The organism is Ruegeria sp. P8 (genome assembly GCF_056534665.1).
Genome location: NZ_JBQERC010000001.1, coordinates 549,535 through 566,711, shown reverse-complemented (window position 1 = coordinate 566,711; position 17,177 = coordinate 549,535). Strand labels below are relative to the sequence as shown.

Here is a 17,177-nt window from a genome sequence, read left to right as displayed (position 1 = left end):
TAGAAGGACAGAAGGTCCAGCCCTTGTGCGTTCCCGCCAATGTGATGGGAGAACAGGCCATCGTGAAGAGCACCCGGAATGAAAAAAGGCGCCTCGGGTGAGGCGCCTTGATACTTATTGATCCAGGAAGGACCGAAGTTTTCGGGATCGGCTGGGGTGCTTCAGCTTCCGCAGCGCCTTCGCTTCGATCTGGCGGATACGTTCGCGGGTCACGCTGAACTGCTGACCCACCTCTTCCAGCGTGTGGTCGGTGTTCATACCGATGCCGAAACGCATCCGCAGCACACGTTCTTCACGCGGGGTGAGCGAGGCCAGGACCCGTGTGGTGGTTTCCTTGAGGTTTTCCTGAATGGCGCTGTCCAGAGGCAGCACGGCATTCTTATCCTCGATGAAATCACCCAGCTGGCTGTCTTCTTCGTCACCAATCGGAGTTTCCAGCGAAATCGGCTCTTTGGCGATTTTCATCACCTTGCGAACCTTCTCAAGCGGCATTTGCAGCTTTTCGGCCAGTTCCTCAGGTGTCGGTTCGCGGCCGATCTCGTGCAACATCTGGCGACCGGTCCGGACCAGCTTGTTGATCGTTTCGATCATATGAACCGGAATACGGATCGTGCGCGCCTGATCCGCGATTGAACGCGTGATAGCCTGACGAATCCACCACGTTGCATAGGTCGAGAACTTATAGCCGCGGCGGTATTCGAACTTGTCTACCGCCTTCATCAGGCCGATATTACCTTCCTGAATAAGATCAAGGAATTGCAGGCCGCGGTTCGTGTACTTCTTGGCGATCGAAATCACCAGACGCAGGTTGGCTTCGACCATTTCCTTCTTGGCCTGCCGCGCCTCTTTTTCGCCCTTCTGGACCTGCTGAACGATGCGGCGGAATTCGCTGATGTCCAGACCCACATATTGGCCGACCTGAGCCATGTCGTTGCGCAGCTCTTCGACCTTCGCGGTCGAGCGTTCGATGAACATCTGCCAGCCCCGGCCTGGCTTTTCCGCCATTTCGGCCAGCCAGTTGGGGTCCAGTTCACGCCCGCGGTATTCGTCGATGAACTCGCGACGGTTTATCCGTGCCTGATCGGCCAGCTTCACCATCGAACTGTCCAGCGACATGACGCGACGGTTGATACCGTAAAGTTGGTCGATCAGCGCTTCGATCCGGTTGTTGTGCAGGTGAAGACCATTCACCAGTTGCACAATCTCGGCCCGCAACTTCTGATAGGTCTCTTCGTCTTTTTCGCTGAACGTGCCATCCTCGTTCAAGGTGGCCGAAATGCGGCTGTCCTGCATTTCGGACAGCATCGCGAAATCGGTTGAGATCCGCTCCAGCGTGGTCAGAACCTGATCCTTCAACGCCGCTTCCATCGCGGCCAGCGACATGTTGGCCTGATCGTCTTCGTCATCGTCGTCGTCGCTGGTGATCGGGTTGCCATCGGCATCCAGTTCCGGCCCGGCCTCTTTCGCTGGTTTCGCAGCCTGCACCGCCGACGCGTCAACAACTGGCGCGTCGCCGTCTTCGTCCAACTGGTTGCCGAACGTGGTTTCCAGATCGATGACATCCCGCAGCAGAATATCCTCGGACAGCAATTCGTCGTGCCAGATGGTGATTGCCTGAAAGGTCAGTGGGCTTTCGCACAGGCCGGCAATCATGGTATTGCGCCCTGCCTCGATCCGCTTGGCGATGGCAATCTCGCCCTCACGGCTCAGCAGTTCAACCGAACCCATCTCGCGCAGATACATGCGAACAGGGTCGTCGGTGCGGTCCAGCTTTTCGGTGGCAGCCCCGGCCAACGCAACCTCGCGGTTGCTTTCGGTGGTCGTCAGTTCGGTCGAGCCCTTGTTCTCTTCTTCTTCGGCCTCTTCATCTTCGATGATGTTGATGCCCATCTCGGAGAGCATAGACATAACGTCTTCGATCTGTTCCGAGCTGACCTGATCGGGCGGCAAAACCTGATTGAGCTGATCGTAGGTGATGTAACCTTTCTCGCGGGCCTCGGCGATCATCTTCTTGACGTTGGCCTGGCTCATGTCCAGCGAGATTTCCTGGTCCTGCTCGTCGGATTTGCGATCTTCGGTCGTGTCTTTGGCGGCCATTCAATGCTCCTGCAGGGATGGGTGATTCGTTTGAACCGAATCATTAGCGCGTAGAAGTGATTCGGCCACCCGTTTACCCGTTTTTCTTTTCCAGTGCCTTACGAAAACACCATTTTACCGGCGTTTCCGAGTGAAATCGATCTTGGCAAGAGAATCAGCAAAGCCATCTCGTTCAGCTTTCTTCAAAAGAGCACCGTTGTGTGCAACATCGTATACAGCCTTGTCTTCGTTTTGACTTCGTGTTGCGCGATTAAGTTCTTCTGCCGCCTGACCAAGTCGATATGTAAGTGTTTCATCCGGAGTAGCTGTGATCTCTTCTTGACCCTCAACTACTTCTTCCTCACGCCCCCGGAGCGCTTTGATTTTCGCGAGTTCTTCGGCCAGAGTCATCTCGGCCTTTTCAACGTCGCCCGGTTTGAACACACAGGGGATTACGGCGACATGGCGAAGGGCCAGCAGGTTTTCAAGGGCCTCAGGCCCTAAAGTTTCGGCAATGTGGTCCTTCAGATTGTCCGGATCATCAATTGCATGGCGCAGGATTGCGGTTCGCAATGCGGCGTGATCAACATCGCGGCATTCCATCTCTTCCAGTTGGTGTTCGAACTGCACGACGACTTGGGGGTTAAGCGCGGCAATAGCCAGAATGGCCGCTTCGCGCAGTTGAATCTCGGCATTCTCGGACGAGGCCAGAAACGAGGACCGCGCGCCGGGCGTGGCGGGTTGTCTTGGCGGCACCCATTTGCCGCGCGGTTGCCATTGCCGGGATTGCGGTTGCCGTTGCGGACGGAACAACTGCCAGCGCAGGTCCTTGATTTCTTGCCCATAATGCGCCCGTATCGATGGGTCGCGGATCAGCTTGATTTTCTCGCGCAGGGACTTGTCCAAAGCCGCCTTGCGTTCGGGGCTGTCGAACACCTTGCCGTCGGTCTCGCGCTGCCACAGCAGCTTGACCATCGGAATGGCACCATCCAGTACGGCCTTCACGGCACCTGCCCCTTCGGCGCGCAGCAGGTCGTCGGGGTCTTTGCCCTCGGGCATCAGGGCAAACCGCAGCGACTTTCCAGCTTCGAGCAGCGGCAAAGCCAGATCAACCGCCCGCATCGCAGCGCGCAGACCTGCCGTGTCGCCGTCCAGCGCAATGATCGGCTCGTCCGATATCCGCCAGAGCAGTTGCAGCTGATGTTCAGTGATGGCGGTACCCAATGGGGCAACCGACGCGCCAAAGCCTGCTTCGGCCAGCGCGATCACATCCATATAGCCTTCGGCCACGATCAGCGGCTGCCCCTTCCCTGCCGCCTGTCGTGCCGGGCCTTGATTGTAAAGACTGCGTCCTTTGTCGAACAGTTCGGTCTCGGGCGAGTTCAGATATTTCGCGTTGTCATTGGGGTCCATCGCCCGCCCACCAAACGCGATACAACGTCCGCGTGGATCGCGGATCGGGTACATGATGCGGTTGCGGAAGGTATCATAAGGCTTTTTGCCCTTGTTCGAGGGCTTGGCCAGCCCGGCCCCAAGGATCAGGTCCTCGGCCACGTTCTTACCGCGCAGATGGTCCCAAAGCGCCTGCCAATCGTCCGGGGCAAATCCAATCTCCCACCGGTCCAGCGCTTGCGCGTTCAACCCGCGGCGCGCGAGGTAGTCTCGTGCGGCGGCTCCTGCCCCGGTCTTGAGTTGCAGGCGGAAGAACTGCGCTGCCTGCTCCATCACATCAGCCAGCTGTGTTCGGTGGTCCTGTTTTTCCTGCGCCTTCGGATCGCGCGCAGGCATCGGCATCCCGGCTTCGCGGGCCAGAATCTCGACTGCTTCGATGAACGAGACATTCTCGGTCTCTTTCACAAAACTGATCGCGTCGCCTTTGGCGTGACAGCCAAAGCAGTAGTAAAACCCCTTTTGGTCATCCACGTGGAACGAGGCCGTCTTTTCATGATGGAACGGGCAAGGCGCCCACATATCCCCTTTGCCCGGATTGGACTTGCGTTGGTCCCACATGACTTTGCGCCCGACAACCTGAGACAGGCTGAGCCGCGTGCGCAATTCGTCCAGAAATCCGGGGGGCAATGACATATCAATTGTTGAGGTTGTTTTTTATTGCCTGAACTTGATCCCAGTTGTCCACGCATTGTTGGTACATGATCTCACTGAGATCATTTTTTCGCAGATCTCGTTTCTTTTGTTGGAATACCCAGGAAGTCAAATGTGGGATCGCAGCGTTGTAACCCGCTGGCCAAGTCGGGCTCGTAGAAGCGATTGCGCTCGCAACATCCTCTTCTTTTACGCGATCCAGCCGTGCTTTCTGGATCGCCCTGACAACATCTGCCTGATATCCACAACTTTGTTCTTTGGATTCCGCTGCCGCCAAAGGCGTAGCCAGCAAAGCTGCGGTGATAGCGATACGTAACATAGGGAGCTCCCTGAATCGTTTCTGAGCGTCAGTTTAACGACGCGAGCCGAGACCTTCCACAATCGTTTTTTCCACATCACCGGGGAATGCGGACAAGCGGGTGGCCGAACACGGCCACCCGAAATCACATTAGAGACCTTTGGCACGGTAGCTTTTCGCAACACGGTCAATCGCCACGATATAAGCCGCCGTACGCAGGTCCTCGACATCATCACGGCTGTGCCAAACCTCACGCATCGACTGATAAGCAATGCGCATTGTGTCATCGAGACCCGAGCGCACCAGCTCAAGCTCATCCGCACCTTTGAGGTACTTGGCCTTAAAGTCCGGCGACATCGACCATGCATCGCCCAGGTACCGGTCCAGCCTTTCCAACTCGCTGACGATCAGTTCGTGACGCGACTCTTCCTGACGACGCTGCATCCGGCCAAAGCGAATATGGCTAAGGTTCTTGACCCATTCGAAATAGGATACTGTCACACCGCCTGCGTTGGCATACATGTCGGGGATGATCACTGTGCCCTTCTTACGCAGGACTTCATCCGCGCCAGCGGTAACCGGACCATTGGCAGCTTCGATAATCAGCGGCGCCTTGATCCGATCGGCGTTCGACAGGTTAATAACACCCTCCAAAGCCGCCGGGATCAGAATGTCGCATTCGGCCTCCATCACTGCTGCACTTTCAGCGGAATGGGTCGCATCGGGATAGTCTTTTACGCCGCCGTGTTTGACAATCCACTGCCGCACGGCTTCGACGTCAATGCCGTCGGGATTAAATAGTGCACCGTCCCATTCGATGATTCCGGTGATGCGCGCGCCATCTTCCTCGCTCAGGAACTTGGCTGCGTGATAACCTACATTGCCAAGCCCCTGCACGATAATGCGCTTACCATCCAGTTTGCCCGACAAACCTGCTTTCTCAATGTCTTCAGGGTGGCGGAAAAACTCGCGCAGCGCATATTGGATGCCACGTCCGGTCGCCTCGACCCGCCCGGCAATGCCGCCTGCATTCAAGGGCTTGCCGGTGACACACGCGCGCGCGTTGATGTCCGTTGTGTTCATCCGCGCGTATTGGTCGGCGATCCAGGCCATCTCACGTTCACCGGTGCCCATATCGGGCGCGGGCACGTTTTGCGAAGGGTTTATCAGGTCTCGCTTTGCAAGCTCATACGCAAATCGCCGCGTGATCTGTTCCAGCTCATGCTCTTCATATTCTCGTGGATCAATGCAAAGCCCACCCTTGGAGCCACCAAACGGTGTTTCGACAAGTGCGCACTTATACGTCATCAGCGCAGCCAGAGCTTCGACTTCGTCCTGGTTAACCGCAGTGGCATATCGAATACCGCCCTTGACCGGTTCCATATGCTCCGAGTGGACAGACCTGTAACCAGTGAAGGTATGGATTTCACCACGCAGCCGCACGCCAAATCGAACTGTGTAGGTTGCGTTGCAGACACGGATCTTTTGCTCCAACCCCGGCGGCAGCTCCATAAGGGCGGCTGCCCTGTTGAACATCAGGTCAACACTTTCACGAAAGCTGGGTTCTTTGATGCCGGTCATAAAATCCTCCGTAGCGGTACATGACGATGCGTCACGACGTTTTGTCGCACCACTGGCGGCCTGCTGCAATCAAACAATGCACTTTTTTTAATCATTTTATGAACGCACGCTTAGTTGCCCTAGGGTGAGTCGCTCAGATCGGCCAACTCCTTAACGAATTGTTTTCATTTCATCGACAGATCACCTGAAACGGTCCAAATTATACCCCTTCGGCGCGTAAAAAGGCCAAAACCAAGCCTTTTTCGCCCAATTCACGCCACGTTTGAAAATTAACTTTGTCCCAAATCTCTTTTTCTTTGACGCACGAATTCGACGTGTGAGGCGGAGTAACCAGAATGCTAAATTCCTTGCTTTGTAACGACGGCTCGAAACCGAAGCGCAAAACGTTCAAGTTAGAGCAGTTCGCTCGGAACGAAGATGGCGTCTTCACTATCTTCGTATTGTTCATGGTGGTCCTGATGCTGGCAATTACCGGCATGGCCATGGATGTCATGAAGTATGAGCGTGACCGCGCCAGCCTGCAATCCACCCTGGACCGCGCTGTGCTTGCTGCCGCTGACCTTGACCAGGATCTTCCTGCCAAAGCGGTTGTCGATTCTTACATGGACAAGGCCGGGCTGGGCAATCTGAACGCCATTACGACGGTTGTTGAAGGGTTCGGCTCTAAAAAAGTAAGTGCTACAGCCGAAGCGGTTGTTCCGACCCGCTATCTGAGGTTCGGCAAAGTCACTGAACTGGGCCTTGTTGCCAGCAGTGCGGCTGAAGAATCCATTGGCGCTGTAGAAATCTCGTTGGTTCTCGACATTTCCGGCTCTATGTCGCGCTCGTCTGCCACACCATCGAAAACAAAAATCGCAGTGTTGAGAGAAGCTGCGTCGGAATTTGTAAGGCTCATGCTGGACAAACCTGACGAAACACAGATTTCAATCTCGATTGTTCCTTATGCAACGCAGGTCAACGCGGGTGCGCCAATCCTGGACAAGTTCACAAATGTCACGCAGGAGCACAGCTATTCGCACTGCGTAAACTTCATTCCGGAACAGTACAGCGATTCTGATCTGGAACGCGATGACACGTTGGAGCGCACCGCCCATTTCGATCCTTTCACCTATTCTGAAGGGTCAATCGACCTGCCCGTTTGTCCGGTCCGCGCAGGAAGTGCAATCACCCCTGTCACCGACAATATGAACAAACTGCTTGCTCAGATTGCGTCCCTCACCCCCGGTGGGAACACGTCGATCGATATTGGGATGAAGTGGGGAACTGCCCTGCTGGACCCGAGCATGCGCGGAATTGTTCGCGACCTGTCGCTGGAACAGGATCCATCCTATGCAGGTACAACAATTGTGCCATCAAAATTCTCGGTCCGTCCCTCGGACTATGGCACCGACGTTCTGAAGATCGCCATTGTTATGACCGATGGTCAGAACACCGATCAATACATGCTTAACCCATCGCTGCGCGAAGGTATGTCAGACGTTTGGTACAACCCGGAAGCTGATGAATACACCGTGTACCATTCTCAGGGTCGTCCGAATTTTTTCTGGCCTCAGCAAGACGTTTGGGCGGATCATCCCTACGGAAACCCGGAACCTGAGACGCAGCTGAACGAAGAACCTGGAACAGCCGTTCGGTTGTCATATCCTGAACTGTTTAACCGAGTATCATTGGCATGGAACGCACGGTACAACTATTACTGGCAGTCCAGCGGTTGGGCGGAATGGTATTCAAAGGCCTACGCGAAAGTTGAAACGTCGGCCAAGAACCAGCGCACCAAGCACATTTGTGATGCGGCCAAGGATCAGGGCATCATCGTTTACGGTATCGCGTTCGAGGCGCCCAGAAGCGGGTACAGGACCCTCAAAGACTGTGCCAGCTCTGACAGCCACGTCTATGACGTAAGTGGCCTGAACCTTGAGAAAGCCTTTGAATCCATCGCATCGTCGATCCGCAAGCTGAGGCTAACCCAATGATCAGCAGAAAGCTGTCGATGCTCCGCCTATTTCGACAATCCGAGGCAGGCAATGCGACAATCGAGTTCATCATGCTCGTACCCTTCTTCCTGGCGCTTCTCGTGGCAGGAGCCGAACTGTCCATCATCACGATGCGGCATGCTGCTTTGGAGCGTGGGGTGGACCTGATCGTAAGGGATATTCGGCTGGGCACCGGTACGAACTGGGATCACGACGTAATCAGAAATCGGATTTGCGAAGTGTCCGGAATCAAGGATTGTACAGGGAATTTGCGACTGCAAATGGTCAAGCAGGACGCGTTCGCTGGTATCGTGCTTTCAGACAGCATCCCCTGCACGGACAGTTCCGAAGATCCCAAACCGGTTCTGGATTTCAAAAGCGGGCAATCCAACGAGTTGATGATCTTGCGGGCCTGTTTGCGCATAGATCCGGTTCTTGAGACCTCAGCCATTGCCAAGCTTGTCCCGGACGCTACCGGTCACTACGCGGTGACCGCAACAACAGCATTCGTACAGGAGCCACTGTAAGATCATGTCTGTATTCCGAAACCTGAAGAAGCGCTTCAAAGTCTTCAAGAAAGACGAAAGTGGCATTCTGACCGTAGAAGCCCTCATGATTTTTCCGCTGATGTTATGGACGATTACGTTCACGTTCACAGCATTCGAGGGGTTTCGTCAAAGCGCATCCAATCTGAAGGCAGCTTATACGATCAGCGACCTGATTTCGCGTGAAACGCAGGCCGTGACCGATGTGTATATCGACTCGTTGCACGATTTGGCGGGCAAGATGATCAATAACCGGTCAGACGTGAAAATGCGGGTTTCTCTTATCGTTTACGATGAGGACGATAAACGCCATTATGTGCGCTGGTCGACCGTACGCGGCTTTGATCAGGAATGGGATGACAACAGGATCGATGAAATCGAAGACCGCCTGCCGCCAATGCCCAATCAGGACACCGTTATTCTGGTTGAAACGTCCAATGAATACATCCCCACGTTCCGACCGGGCTGGGATTTTGCGACAGGTATCACCTTTGAGAACTTCATCTTTACCCGTCCCCGCTTTACAAACGAAGTTGCTTGTAACTTAACCCAGACCCCGTTCGTCTGCACAAATAGCGGATAGAATTTCGGACATGAACTTGGCTTCGGCGGCAGATGTCATGCCGCCCACGCCAACCCGGTGACCAACCCGCCACCACAATCCCGGAGCCCAGCGGTTCGCCGCCTTGTTTCGCGTACGGACCAGAAAGCCGTTTGACGGTTTGAAGGCGAACACACCCCGATCTACCGTTTCAATGTCGGCCACTTCTGCGATGATCTGACCCGACCCCGTTCGCAACTCGGTCCGCGTCAGTTCGATACAGTCTTCTGTGGCGCGCCAAACGCGAAGCGCCAGCCAAAGCGATGCACCGCCAACGAAAAACAGAAACACCTGCCAAACCGGTGCGGGTGGCGATGCCAGCGCGACATAGGTAACCAGCATTCCAACCGTTGTCAGCATCCCTACCCCGGTCCATCGTCTGGGGGATGAGGCCTGAATCGTTGCCAACACGTCGTCCTGCATGGATGTCTCCTGTCTGATCCGCTTCGATCTAGCCATTTTGCGCCGGAAACAACAGAGGCTTGGCCGCAAAACAATTTCGCACAGGTCCGGTTATTTCATGCGAATTGACTGCCGTGGCGCAGAGATTACATGCTGCCCGGATGAAACGGAGGCGAACATGTCCCTTAGACCGACGTTGGAAACACGCAAAGCCATCCCCACAATGGAAGGGGCTGGTGTCAAACTTCACCGTGCATTCGGGTTTCAGGATCCGTCCGAACTGGATCCTTTTCTGCTGTTCGATGATTTCAGAAATGAACGCCCGCAGGATTACCAGGCCGGGTTTCCCTGGCACCCGCACCGGGGAATTGAAACGATCACTTACGTTCTGACCGGCTCAGTCGAGCATTCGGATTCGCTGGGTAACACCGGCACGCTTGGCGCCGGTGATGTGCAATGGATGACCGCAGGATCCGGTATCTTGCATCAGGAAATGCCAAGCGGCAACATCTCGGGCCAGATGCACGGCTTCCAGTTGTGGGGCAACCTGCCCTCGGATCAGAAGATGACCGCCCCGCGCTATCAGGACGTTCAAAGCAAGGACATCCCCGAAATCACCGATGACGATGGCACCACAGTGCGGGTGATCGTAGGTGAGTTCTGGGGTAAGACCGGACCCGTTGACGGGATAGCTGCTGACCCGCAGTATCTGGATATCTCTGTCCCGGCAGGTGTGAAGAAAACCCTCCGGATCGATACGTACCGCCGTGCCTTCGCCTATGTGTTTCAGGGTCAGGCCGCCTTTGCCGATGCCTCGCAGCCGACAGGTGTGCTGTTGGAAAAGGAAATCGCCGGGCAAGAGGTCAATATCCGCGACATGTCAGGGGATCGCACGCTTGTCCGTTTTGGCACGGGCGATGAAATCACCGTTCAGGCTGGCCCCCAAGGTGTGCGGTTCCTGCTGATCTCTGGGGCTCCGATCAACGAACCCGTCGCGTGGCATGGCCCCATCGTGATGAACACGCGGGCCGAACTGGAACAGGCATTTCGCGAGCTGCGCAATGGCACGTTCATTCACCCCGCGCACTAACAGCGTGACGGTTTGACCCTGTCAGGCCGTCACGGCCTTGTGCACCATGTTCCAATAGATCTCTTCGACTTCGTCCAGTGACAGGCGACCGCCCGAACGGTACCAGGTCATCACGCCGTTAAGCATGGCAATCACGGCCAGCGTTGCAATCTTCGTGTCCGAAATTGCGAATTGTCCGGCCTGCTGCCCTGAATCCAGGATGCTTTCCAGCACGTTTTCGTATTGGCGCCGCAAGTCTTCGATTTCAGCAAAGTTTTCGGGCGAAAGATTGCGCAACTCCATATAGGCGATGAAAACTTCGTCCGGGCGCTGCAAATGGAAGCGGATGTGAAAGCCGATAAACTGGCGCAAGGCGTCTTCAGCATCGTCGCAACGGCCCATTGCATCAAGCGCCTCAAGCAGGTCCTGCATGTGTTCGCGCATCAACCGGTGCAAAAGGCTCTGTTTGTCGGGCGTATAGTTATAAAGCGCGCCTGCCTGTACGCCGACCTCTTTTGCGATCTGCCGCATCGAGACAGCGGCATACCCATAGCGCGCAAACAGGTGCAGCGCGGCCTTGCGGATACGTGGGCCGGTTATGTCGGAATGTGAGCCTTGAGTGCGTGCCATGGGTCTACAGTATATGAACAGATGTTCATATAGAACCCCGCTTGAACGATGTCGTCAAAACGTGCATCACAATGGGGCAACAAAGACCGAAAAGCCTGCGACATGAAACTGCTGCCTGTTTTGCCCCTTATTCTATTTTGCGCCGCCTGTGCGGACATTCCCGAGTTGGAAGGCAGCGAACCGGCTGCAGTCAGATCCGCCCCCTACCCGCGCCTTATTCCGTTGCAGGAAACCTTAGGGCCACCGGTGGACCCGATCCATCAGGCAGCAGCAGTCGAAGACGATCTGACCCAACGCAGCAATGCTTTAGCCCAAAAGGCGCAGGCGCTACAAAACGCGCAAACCAACTGACGCGTCATAAATCACCCCCACTATCCCCCGGTGACGGATTGCACCCTTGGCCTGAACCCGCTAAGGCAGCGCTGATTGGACTAGCATCCGACACCAGAAAAATTCGAGCGGAAAAGGACCCACGACATGACACAGGCACTGCGGCTGGGAATTGCGGGCTTGGGAACGGTCGGCGTGGGTGTCGTCAAGATCGTCCGCCGCCATGCAGAATTGTTGCAGGCCCGCACAGGCCGTTCGATTGAAATCGTGGCTGTATCCGCGCGCGACCCGAACAAGGACCGTGGCGTGAATCTGTCGGATTATGCCTGGGAAACCGATCCGGTTGCACTGGCAAAACGCGACGACATAGACGTTTACGTCGAATTGATGGGTGGCGAGAACGGTCCTGCCAAAGCCTCGGTCGAAGCAGCATTGGCCAGTGGCAAGGATGTGGTCACCGCCAACAAGGCGTTGCTGGCCATCCACGGGCAGGAACTGGCTGAAAAGGCCGAGGCCGCCGGTCGTGTGATCCGGTTTGAGGCCGCTGTCGCTGGTGGTATCCCGGTGATCAAGTCCCTGACCGAAGGTCTGGCGGGCAACGAGATCACCCGCGTGATGGGTGTCATGAACGGAACGTGCAACTACATCCTTACCCGGATGCAATCGCAGCGTCAGGGCTACAATGCCCTTTTCGATGAATGCGCCGAATTGGGATACCTTGAGGCCGACCCCAATCTGGATGTTGGAGGTATCGACGCTGCGCACAAGCTGGCTCTGCTATCCTCGATTGCGTTTGGGACCAAGCCGAATTTCGACGGGATCGAGATTGAGGGTATTCAGCAGATCAGCCTGGACGACATTGATCAGGCCGAAGACATGGGTTTTCGCATTAAATTGCTTGGCGTGGCGCAGCGCACCGCGCGCGGGCTGGAGCAACGCATGCAGCCTTGCCTGGTACCCAGCGACTCGCCACTGGGCCAGCTGGAAGGCGGCACCAATATGGTCGTGATCGAAGGCGACGCGGTTGAGCAGGTTGTTCTGCGCGGCCCCGGCGCGGGTGAAGGTCCGACAGCCAGCGCCGTGATGGGCGATGTCTGCGATCTGGCGCGCGGACTACAAATCCCGACCTTTGGCCGCCCAGCCACCACGCTTGAAACCGCAGTTCCCGCCGTCACCGGTCGACCGGCGCCGTATTATCTGCGGCTGGGCCTGCTGGATAAACCTGGTGCATTGGCCAAGGTTGCGGCCATTCTGGGCAATGCCGGGGTGTCAATCGACCGGATGCGCCAATACGCTCATGCCGAAAGCACAGCGCCTGTACTGATCGTCACCCATAAGACCACCCGAACGGCGCTGGACGTCGCGTTGGAGGGTTTCCGCGAAACCGATGTGGTCGCAGGCGACCCCGTTGCATTGCGGATTGAAGCGGTTTGACCTTGCGGCCTGCATGAAACGCAAGCTATGCCGGAAGACACGGCTATACTGACCAGAGGATACAGAAACATGAGTGCTGCCAAGACCGATTTCAATGACCGCCTGCTGTCTCTGGGGCTGGCCAGGGTGGCGGAACAGGCTGCACTGGCCTCGGCTTCGCTGGTAGGCCGGGGCGATGAGAAAGCCGCGGATCAGGCCGCTGTGAACGCAATGCGCGAACAGCTGAACCTGCTGGATATCGCAGGTGTCGTTGTCATCGGTGAGGGCGAGCGCGATGAGGCGCCGATGCTGTATATCGGCGAAGAGGTTGGCACCGGCAATGGCCCCGGTGTGGATATTGCATTGGATCCGCTGGAAGGCACCACGCTGACTGCCAAGGACATGCCGAACGCACTGACCGTCATCGCCATGGGCCCGCGTGGCTCGATGCTGCACGCGCCGGATGTGTACATGGACAAACTGGCGGTTGGCCCGGGGCTGCCTGAAGGTGTCGTCAATCTGGACATGTCGCCACGCGAGCGTGTCGAAGCGCTGGCCACGGCCAAGGGATGTAAAGCCGCCGACATCACCGTCTGCATTCTGGAACGCCCGCGCCACGAAGCGATGATTGCCGAAGTGCGCGAAACCGGTGCCGCAATCCGTCTGATCACTGATGGTGACGTGGCGGGTGTCATGCATTGCGCTGAAAGCGAAGTAACCGGCATCGACATGTATATGGGCCAGGGTGGCGCGCCCGAGGGTGTGCTGGCCGCCGCTGCGCTGAAATGTATGGGTGGGCAGATCTTTGGTCGCCTGTTGTTCCGTAACGATGACGAACGTGGCCGGGCCGCAAAGGCAGGTATCACCGATCTGGACCGTGTTTATGCACGCGATGAGATGGTGACGGCGGATGTGATCTTTGCCGCCACCGGCGTGACCGGTGGCTCTTTGCTGCCCCGGATCAAGCGCGAGCCCGGCTGGGTGGAAACCACGACGCTGCTGATGCGGTCCAAGACCGGGTCGGTGCGCCGCATGTCCTACCGCACGCCGACATGGCCGCATGACAACACATAACGGCTTGCGCCGTTGCCTTCGGCGAGAGTATTTCTGAAAAGGTGAAGAGGCCGGGTCCGCAAGGGTCCGGCCTTGGCGCATGAGAGGCGAGCAATGAGTTTTCTTGGAGTCGAGCAATCACTGACGGGACGGCTTTGGGTTGGACCCAGCCCTGAGATTGAGCGGGCGGCCGAGATGATGGCGCAACAAACCGACCTGCCCCGTGCCGTTTGCCAGGTTCTGGCCCGGCGCGGCGTGCCGGTATCGGAGGCGCCCGGCTTTCTTGACCCAAAGCTGAAGGAACTGCTGCCTGATCCGCGGGCCATCAAGGATATGGAAGTTGCCGCCACGCGCTTTCTGGAAGCCGTCCGCAATCGTCAGAAAATTGCGGTGTTTGCGGATTACGATGTCGATGGCGGCAGCTCTGCCGCGTTGCTGCTGGTCTGGCTGCGGCAGATGAGCGTGCAGGCGACGCTTTATGTGCCGGACCGGATCGACGAAGGGTATGGCCCCAACGTTCCCGCGATGCAGGAGCTTGCGGCTACGCATGATCTGATCATCTGCGTTGATTGCGGCACGCTCAGCCATAATCCGATTGCGGCGGCTACGGGGGCGGATGTGATCGTTCTGGACCACCATCTGGGGGGCGAGACGCTGCCCGATTGCGTCGCAGTGGTGAACCCAAATCGACAGGATGAAAGCGGCGATCTTGGTTATCTTTGCGCGGCGGGCGTTGTGTTCCTGATGCTGGTCGAGGCCGGTCGGCAGCTGCGTGACGCGGGCGCAAGGGGACCGGACCTGATGGCCCTTCTGGATCTGGTGGCCCTGGCGACCGTTGCCGATGTGGCACCACTGATCGAGGCCAACCGCGCCCTGGTGCGACAGGGGCTGAAAGTGATGGCACAGCGGCAGCGCCCCGGCCTTGTCGCGCTGTCCGATATCTCGCGCATGGATACCGCGCCGAACAGTTATCACCTCGGGTTTCTGCTTGGGCCCCGCGTGAATGCCGGTGGCCGGATCGGTCAGGCCGATCTGGGCGCGCGCTTGCTGAGCACCGATTCCCAGCAAGAGGCGCAGGCGTTGTCCGAACGTCTGGATGCCTTGAACACTGAGCGCCGTGACATTGAAAACGCGGTGCGTGCCGCCGCGCTGGCGCAGGCCGAGGCGCGTGGCTTGGACGCCCCTTTGGTCTGGGCGGCAGGCGAAGGCTGGCACCCCGGTGTCGTTGGTATCGTGGCCTCTCGGCTGAAGGAGACGGCCAATCGACCCGCAATTGTGATCGGCTTTGACGGGGATGAAGGCAAGGGTTCGGGCCGCTCGGTTTCCGGCGTCGATCTTGGGGCTTCGATCCAGCGTCTGGCGGCCGAAGGGTTGCTGGTCAAAGGAGGCGGCCACAAGATGGCCGCGGGTTTGACCGTCATGCGCGATCAACTGGAACCCGCAATGGAGCGCCTGAGCGAGCTGCTGGCCAGACAAGGGGCGGGCCAGGGTGGACCTGCGGATTTGAAACTGGATGGCGCATTGATGCCCGGTGCAGCAACCGTGGATCTGATCGAGCTGATCGAACAGGCCGGACCGTTTGGTGCCGGAGCCCCTGCCCCGCGCTATGCGTTGCCTGACCTGCAGGTTCGCTTTGCAAAACGGGTCGGTGAATCGCATCTGAAACTGTCGCTGACCGATGGAATGGGCGGCGCGCTGGATGCGATTGCCTTTGGTGCTTTTGATGGGCCAATGGGCGAAAAACTGTCAAATCACGGCGGTGCGCGCTTTCATTTTGCGGGTCGACTAGAGGTCAACACCTGGGGCGGGCGCCAAACTGTGCAGCTCAGGCTGGAGGACGCGGCAGAAGCCCGTTAACACGCGGCTTTGGTGTGCTAAAAAACTTTCCCGTCCCTGCGTTTTTACGCTTGCGGGGGTCACGGCGAAACCGTAAAAGGCCCTCCACAAGCCAGCGTGGCCCGTTCGTCTATCGGTTAGGACGCCAGGTTTTCAACCTGGAAAGAGGGGTTCGATTCCCCTACGGGCTGCCATTTGCGCTTGTGACCTTATACCAAGTGGCCCGTTCGTCTATCGGTTAGGACGCCAGGTTTTCAACCTGGAAAGAGGGGTTCGATTCCCCTACGGGCTGCCACTCTTCCTTAGCTTCTTCCATCCCAAAGCAGCAAGATCATCCGGGCCGCGCCTGGAAACAGCAACCTAGCTGTCATCAGCGATCTGAATTTCGATGCCCCAACGGTCAAGGAATCTGGCCACCCCACCCTTTGGCACAGCATCCGTGACCAGCGAATGCACCAGCCGAGGATCCGGCCCCACATAAGGTGCCCTTTCACCAAACTTGGAATGTGCTGCAGCCATGACAACCTGGTCCGCACACCTGACCACCACCGATGCAAGATCCGCTTCGACCGCGCTGTGATACAGAAACCCTTTGCTGTCTGAAATCGCGTCCGTGCTCAGGATCACGATGTCAAAGGCATAGCGTTGCAGCTGCTTGTGGGTGACGTGACCAAACGTCCCCCTTTCATCGATCTGCAACTCACCCCCCAAAAGGTGCACCCGGTTTCCGTTGACCCCGGCCAAGGTCTGAACGACACCGATGGAGTTGCTGACAACCGTGAGGTTGCTGACCTGTCGCAGCTCTTCTGCGACGAAGGCGGTTGTCGATCCCACATCCAGGAAAACGGTCATCTGATCGCGAACCAGTTTCGCGGTATGCCCGGCGATCAAACGCTTTTCATCAGCGTCTTGTGATATCCGGTGAAAGAAGTTGGGGGCGCCCTGCACTCCGGCAAGGTAAGCTCCGCCATGAACGCGTTCGACTGTACCCGCCTTTGACAAGGCTTTGATCGTTCGGCGCACCGTCTCTTCGGATACGCCGAGCATATTCGCCAAATCCGAATTCCGGGCCGTTCCACCCAAACGTCTGAGGGCATCAAGCAACTCCAGCTCGCGATGGGTGTTGACGGTATTCTTTTTCACGACCTGGCTCCGGAAATTTTCCATATATGGACACGGATTACCGTGTACGGCAAGGCCGTGCTACATCCGCATTGCCACATCCGGATTTTTGACGGAACCGTTTGGTAGCAAGTAAGTACTGAGT

At 57.1% G+C, this 17,177-nt stretch carries 15 protein-coding genes and 2 tRNA genes; 10 read left to right on the top strand and 7 right to left on the bottom strand.

What is annotated here, in order from left to right; translation table 11 throughout:
* Nucleotides 1-114 precede the first annotated feature (114 nt).
* The 4 genes from rpoD to ACR0BZ_RS02775 form a co-directional block, all read right to left on the bottom strand.
* Nucleotides 115-2,097, bottom strand: coding sequence for an RNA polymerase sigma factor RpoD (gene rpoD / locus ACR0BZ_RS02790; RefSeq protein ID WP_209504318.1), 1,983 nt, complete (start codon nucleotides 2,095-2,097; stop codon nucleotides 115-117).
* Between the two features lie 114 nt (nucleotides 2,098-2,211).
* Nucleotides 2,212-4,161 (bottom strand): DNA primase, encoded by a 1,950-nt coding sequence (gene dnaG / locus ACR0BZ_RS02785; protein ID WP_480919388.1) that lies wholly within the window; start codon nucleotides 4,159-4,161, stop codon nucleotides 2,212-2,214.
* A gap of 1 nt (nucleotide 4,162) precedes the next feature.
* Complete coding sequence (locus ACR0BZ_RS02780; RefSeq protein WP_480919387.1) at nucleotides 4,163-4,498, bottom strand: hypothetical protein; 336 nt, start codon at nucleotides 4,496-4,498, stop codon at nucleotides 4,163-4,165.
* 129 nt (nucleotides 4,499-4,627) lie between these two features.
* A complete protein-coding gene (locus tag ACR0BZ_RS02775; protein ID WP_480622374.1) occupies nucleotides 4,628-6,058 on the bottom strand; it encodes a Glu/Leu/Phe/Val family dehydrogenase in 1,431 nt (476 codons plus the stop codon).
* Between the two features lie 335 nt (nucleotides 6,059-6,393).
* On the opposite strand from ACR0BZ_RS02775, the gene ACR0BZ_RS02770 reads away from it, so the two are divergent.
* From ACR0BZ_RS02770 to ACR0BZ_RS02760, 3 genes are read left to right on the top strand one after another with little or no spacing between them, the layout of a single operon-like run.
* Complete coding sequence (locus ACR0BZ_RS02770; RefSeq protein ID WP_480481587.1) at nucleotides 6,394-8,031, top strand: pilus assembly protein TadG-related protein; 1,638 nt, start codon at nucleotides 6,394-6,396, stop codon at nucleotides 8,029-8,031.
* Nucleotides 8,028-8,558 (top strand): TadE/TadG family type IV pilus assembly protein, encoded by a 531-nt coding sequence (locus ACR0BZ_RS02765; RefSeq protein ID WP_480481589.1) that lies wholly within the window; start codon nucleotides 8,028-8,030, stop codon nucleotides 8,556-8,558. The genes ACR0BZ_RS02770 and ACR0BZ_RS02765 overlap by 4 nt, the downstream gene beginning before the upstream one ends.
* A 4-nt stretch (nucleotides 8,559-8,562) precedes the next feature.
* Entirely contained in the window at nucleotides 8,563-9,159 is a 597-nt protein-coding gene (locus tag ACR0BZ_RS02760) for a TadE/TadG family type IV pilus assembly protein (protein ID WP_480481591.1), read from the top strand.
* Here ACR0BZ_RS02760 and ACR0BZ_RS02755 read toward each other — a convergent pair.
* Nucleotides 9,121-9,600: a hypothetical protein gene (locus ACR0BZ_RS02755; RefSeq protein WP_480486079.1), complete on the bottom strand. Its 480-nt coding sequence runs from the start codon at nucleotides 9,598-9,600 to the stop codon at nucleotides 9,121-9,123. The two genes, ACR0BZ_RS02760 and ACR0BZ_RS02755, sit on opposite strands and share 39 nt — an antisense overlap.
* A gap of 157 nt (nucleotides 9,601-9,757) precedes the next feature.
* Here ACR0BZ_RS02755 and ACR0BZ_RS02750 point away from each other — a divergent pair, with 157 nt between their 5' ends.
* Nucleotides 9,758-10,669, top strand: coding sequence for a pirin family protein (locus tag ACR0BZ_RS02750; protein ID WP_480557372.1), 912 nt, complete (start codon nucleotides 9,758-9,760; stop codon nucleotides 10,667-10,669).
* Between the two features lie 21 nt (nucleotides 10,670-10,690).
* On the opposite strand, the gene ACR0BZ_RS02745 is transcribed toward ACR0BZ_RS02750, so the two are convergent.
* Nucleotides 10,691-11,278 (bottom strand): TetR/AcrR family transcriptional regulator, encoded by a 588-nt coding sequence (locus ACR0BZ_RS02745; RefSeq protein ID WP_267366137.1) that lies wholly within the window; start codon nucleotides 11,276-11,278, stop codon nucleotides 10,691-10,693.
* Between the two features lie 48 nt (nucleotides 11,279-11,326).
* Between ACR0BZ_RS02745 and ACR0BZ_RS02740 the strand changes: the two genes are divergently transcribed.
* The 6 genes from ACR0BZ_RS02740 (at nucleotide 11,327) to ACR0BZ_RS02715 (ending at nucleotide 16,205) form a co-directional block, all read left to right on the top strand.
* The gene (locus ACR0BZ_RS02740; RefSeq protein ID WP_480919386.1) at nucleotides 11,327-11,629 is read left to right on the top strand and encodes a hypothetical protein; all 303 of its coding nucleotides are present in this window, start codon (nucleotides 11,327-11,329) and stop codon (nucleotides 11,627-11,629) included.
* A gap of 126 nt (nucleotides 11,630-11,755) precedes the next feature.
* Nucleotides 11,756-13,042: a homoserine dehydrogenase gene (locus ACR0BZ_RS02735; protein ID WP_267366139.1), complete on the top strand. Its 1,287-nt coding sequence runs from the start codon at nucleotides 11,756-11,758 to the stop codon at nucleotides 13,040-13,042.
* 69 nt (nucleotides 13,043-13,111) lie between these two features.
* Complete coding sequence (glpX, locus tag ACR0BZ_RS02730; protein WP_209504329.1) at nucleotides 13,112-14,095, top strand: class II fructose-bisphosphatase; 984 nt, start codon at nucleotides 13,112-13,114, stop codon at nucleotides 14,093-14,095.
* 93 nt (nucleotides 14,096-14,188) lie between these two features.
* The gene (recJ, locus tag ACR0BZ_RS02725) at nucleotides 14,189-15,931 is read left to right on the top strand and encodes a single-stranded-DNA-specific exonuclease RecJ (protein WP_480919385.1); all 1,743 of its coding nucleotides are present in this window, start codon (nucleotides 14,189-14,191) and stop codon (nucleotides 15,929-15,931) included.
* Between the two features lie 98 nt (nucleotides 15,932-16,029).
* Nucleotides 16,030-16,104, top strand: a tRNA-Glu gene (locus tag ACR0BZ_RS02720).
* Between the two features lie 26 nt (nucleotides 16,105-16,130).
* Nucleotides 16,131-16,205: transfer RNA gene (locus ACR0BZ_RS02715), tRNA-Glu, on the top strand.
* 65 nt (nucleotides 16,206-16,270) lie between these two features.
* Here ACR0BZ_RS02715 and ACR0BZ_RS02710 read toward each other — a convergent pair.
* Nucleotides 16,271-17,053, bottom strand: a complete 783-nt coding sequence (locus ACR0BZ_RS02710; RefSeq protein WP_480919384.1) for a DeoR/GlpR family DNA-binding transcription regulator — start codon at nucleotides 17,051-17,053, stop codon at nucleotides 16,271-16,273.
* Between the last annotated feature and the right edge of the window lie 124 nt (nucleotides 17,054-17,177).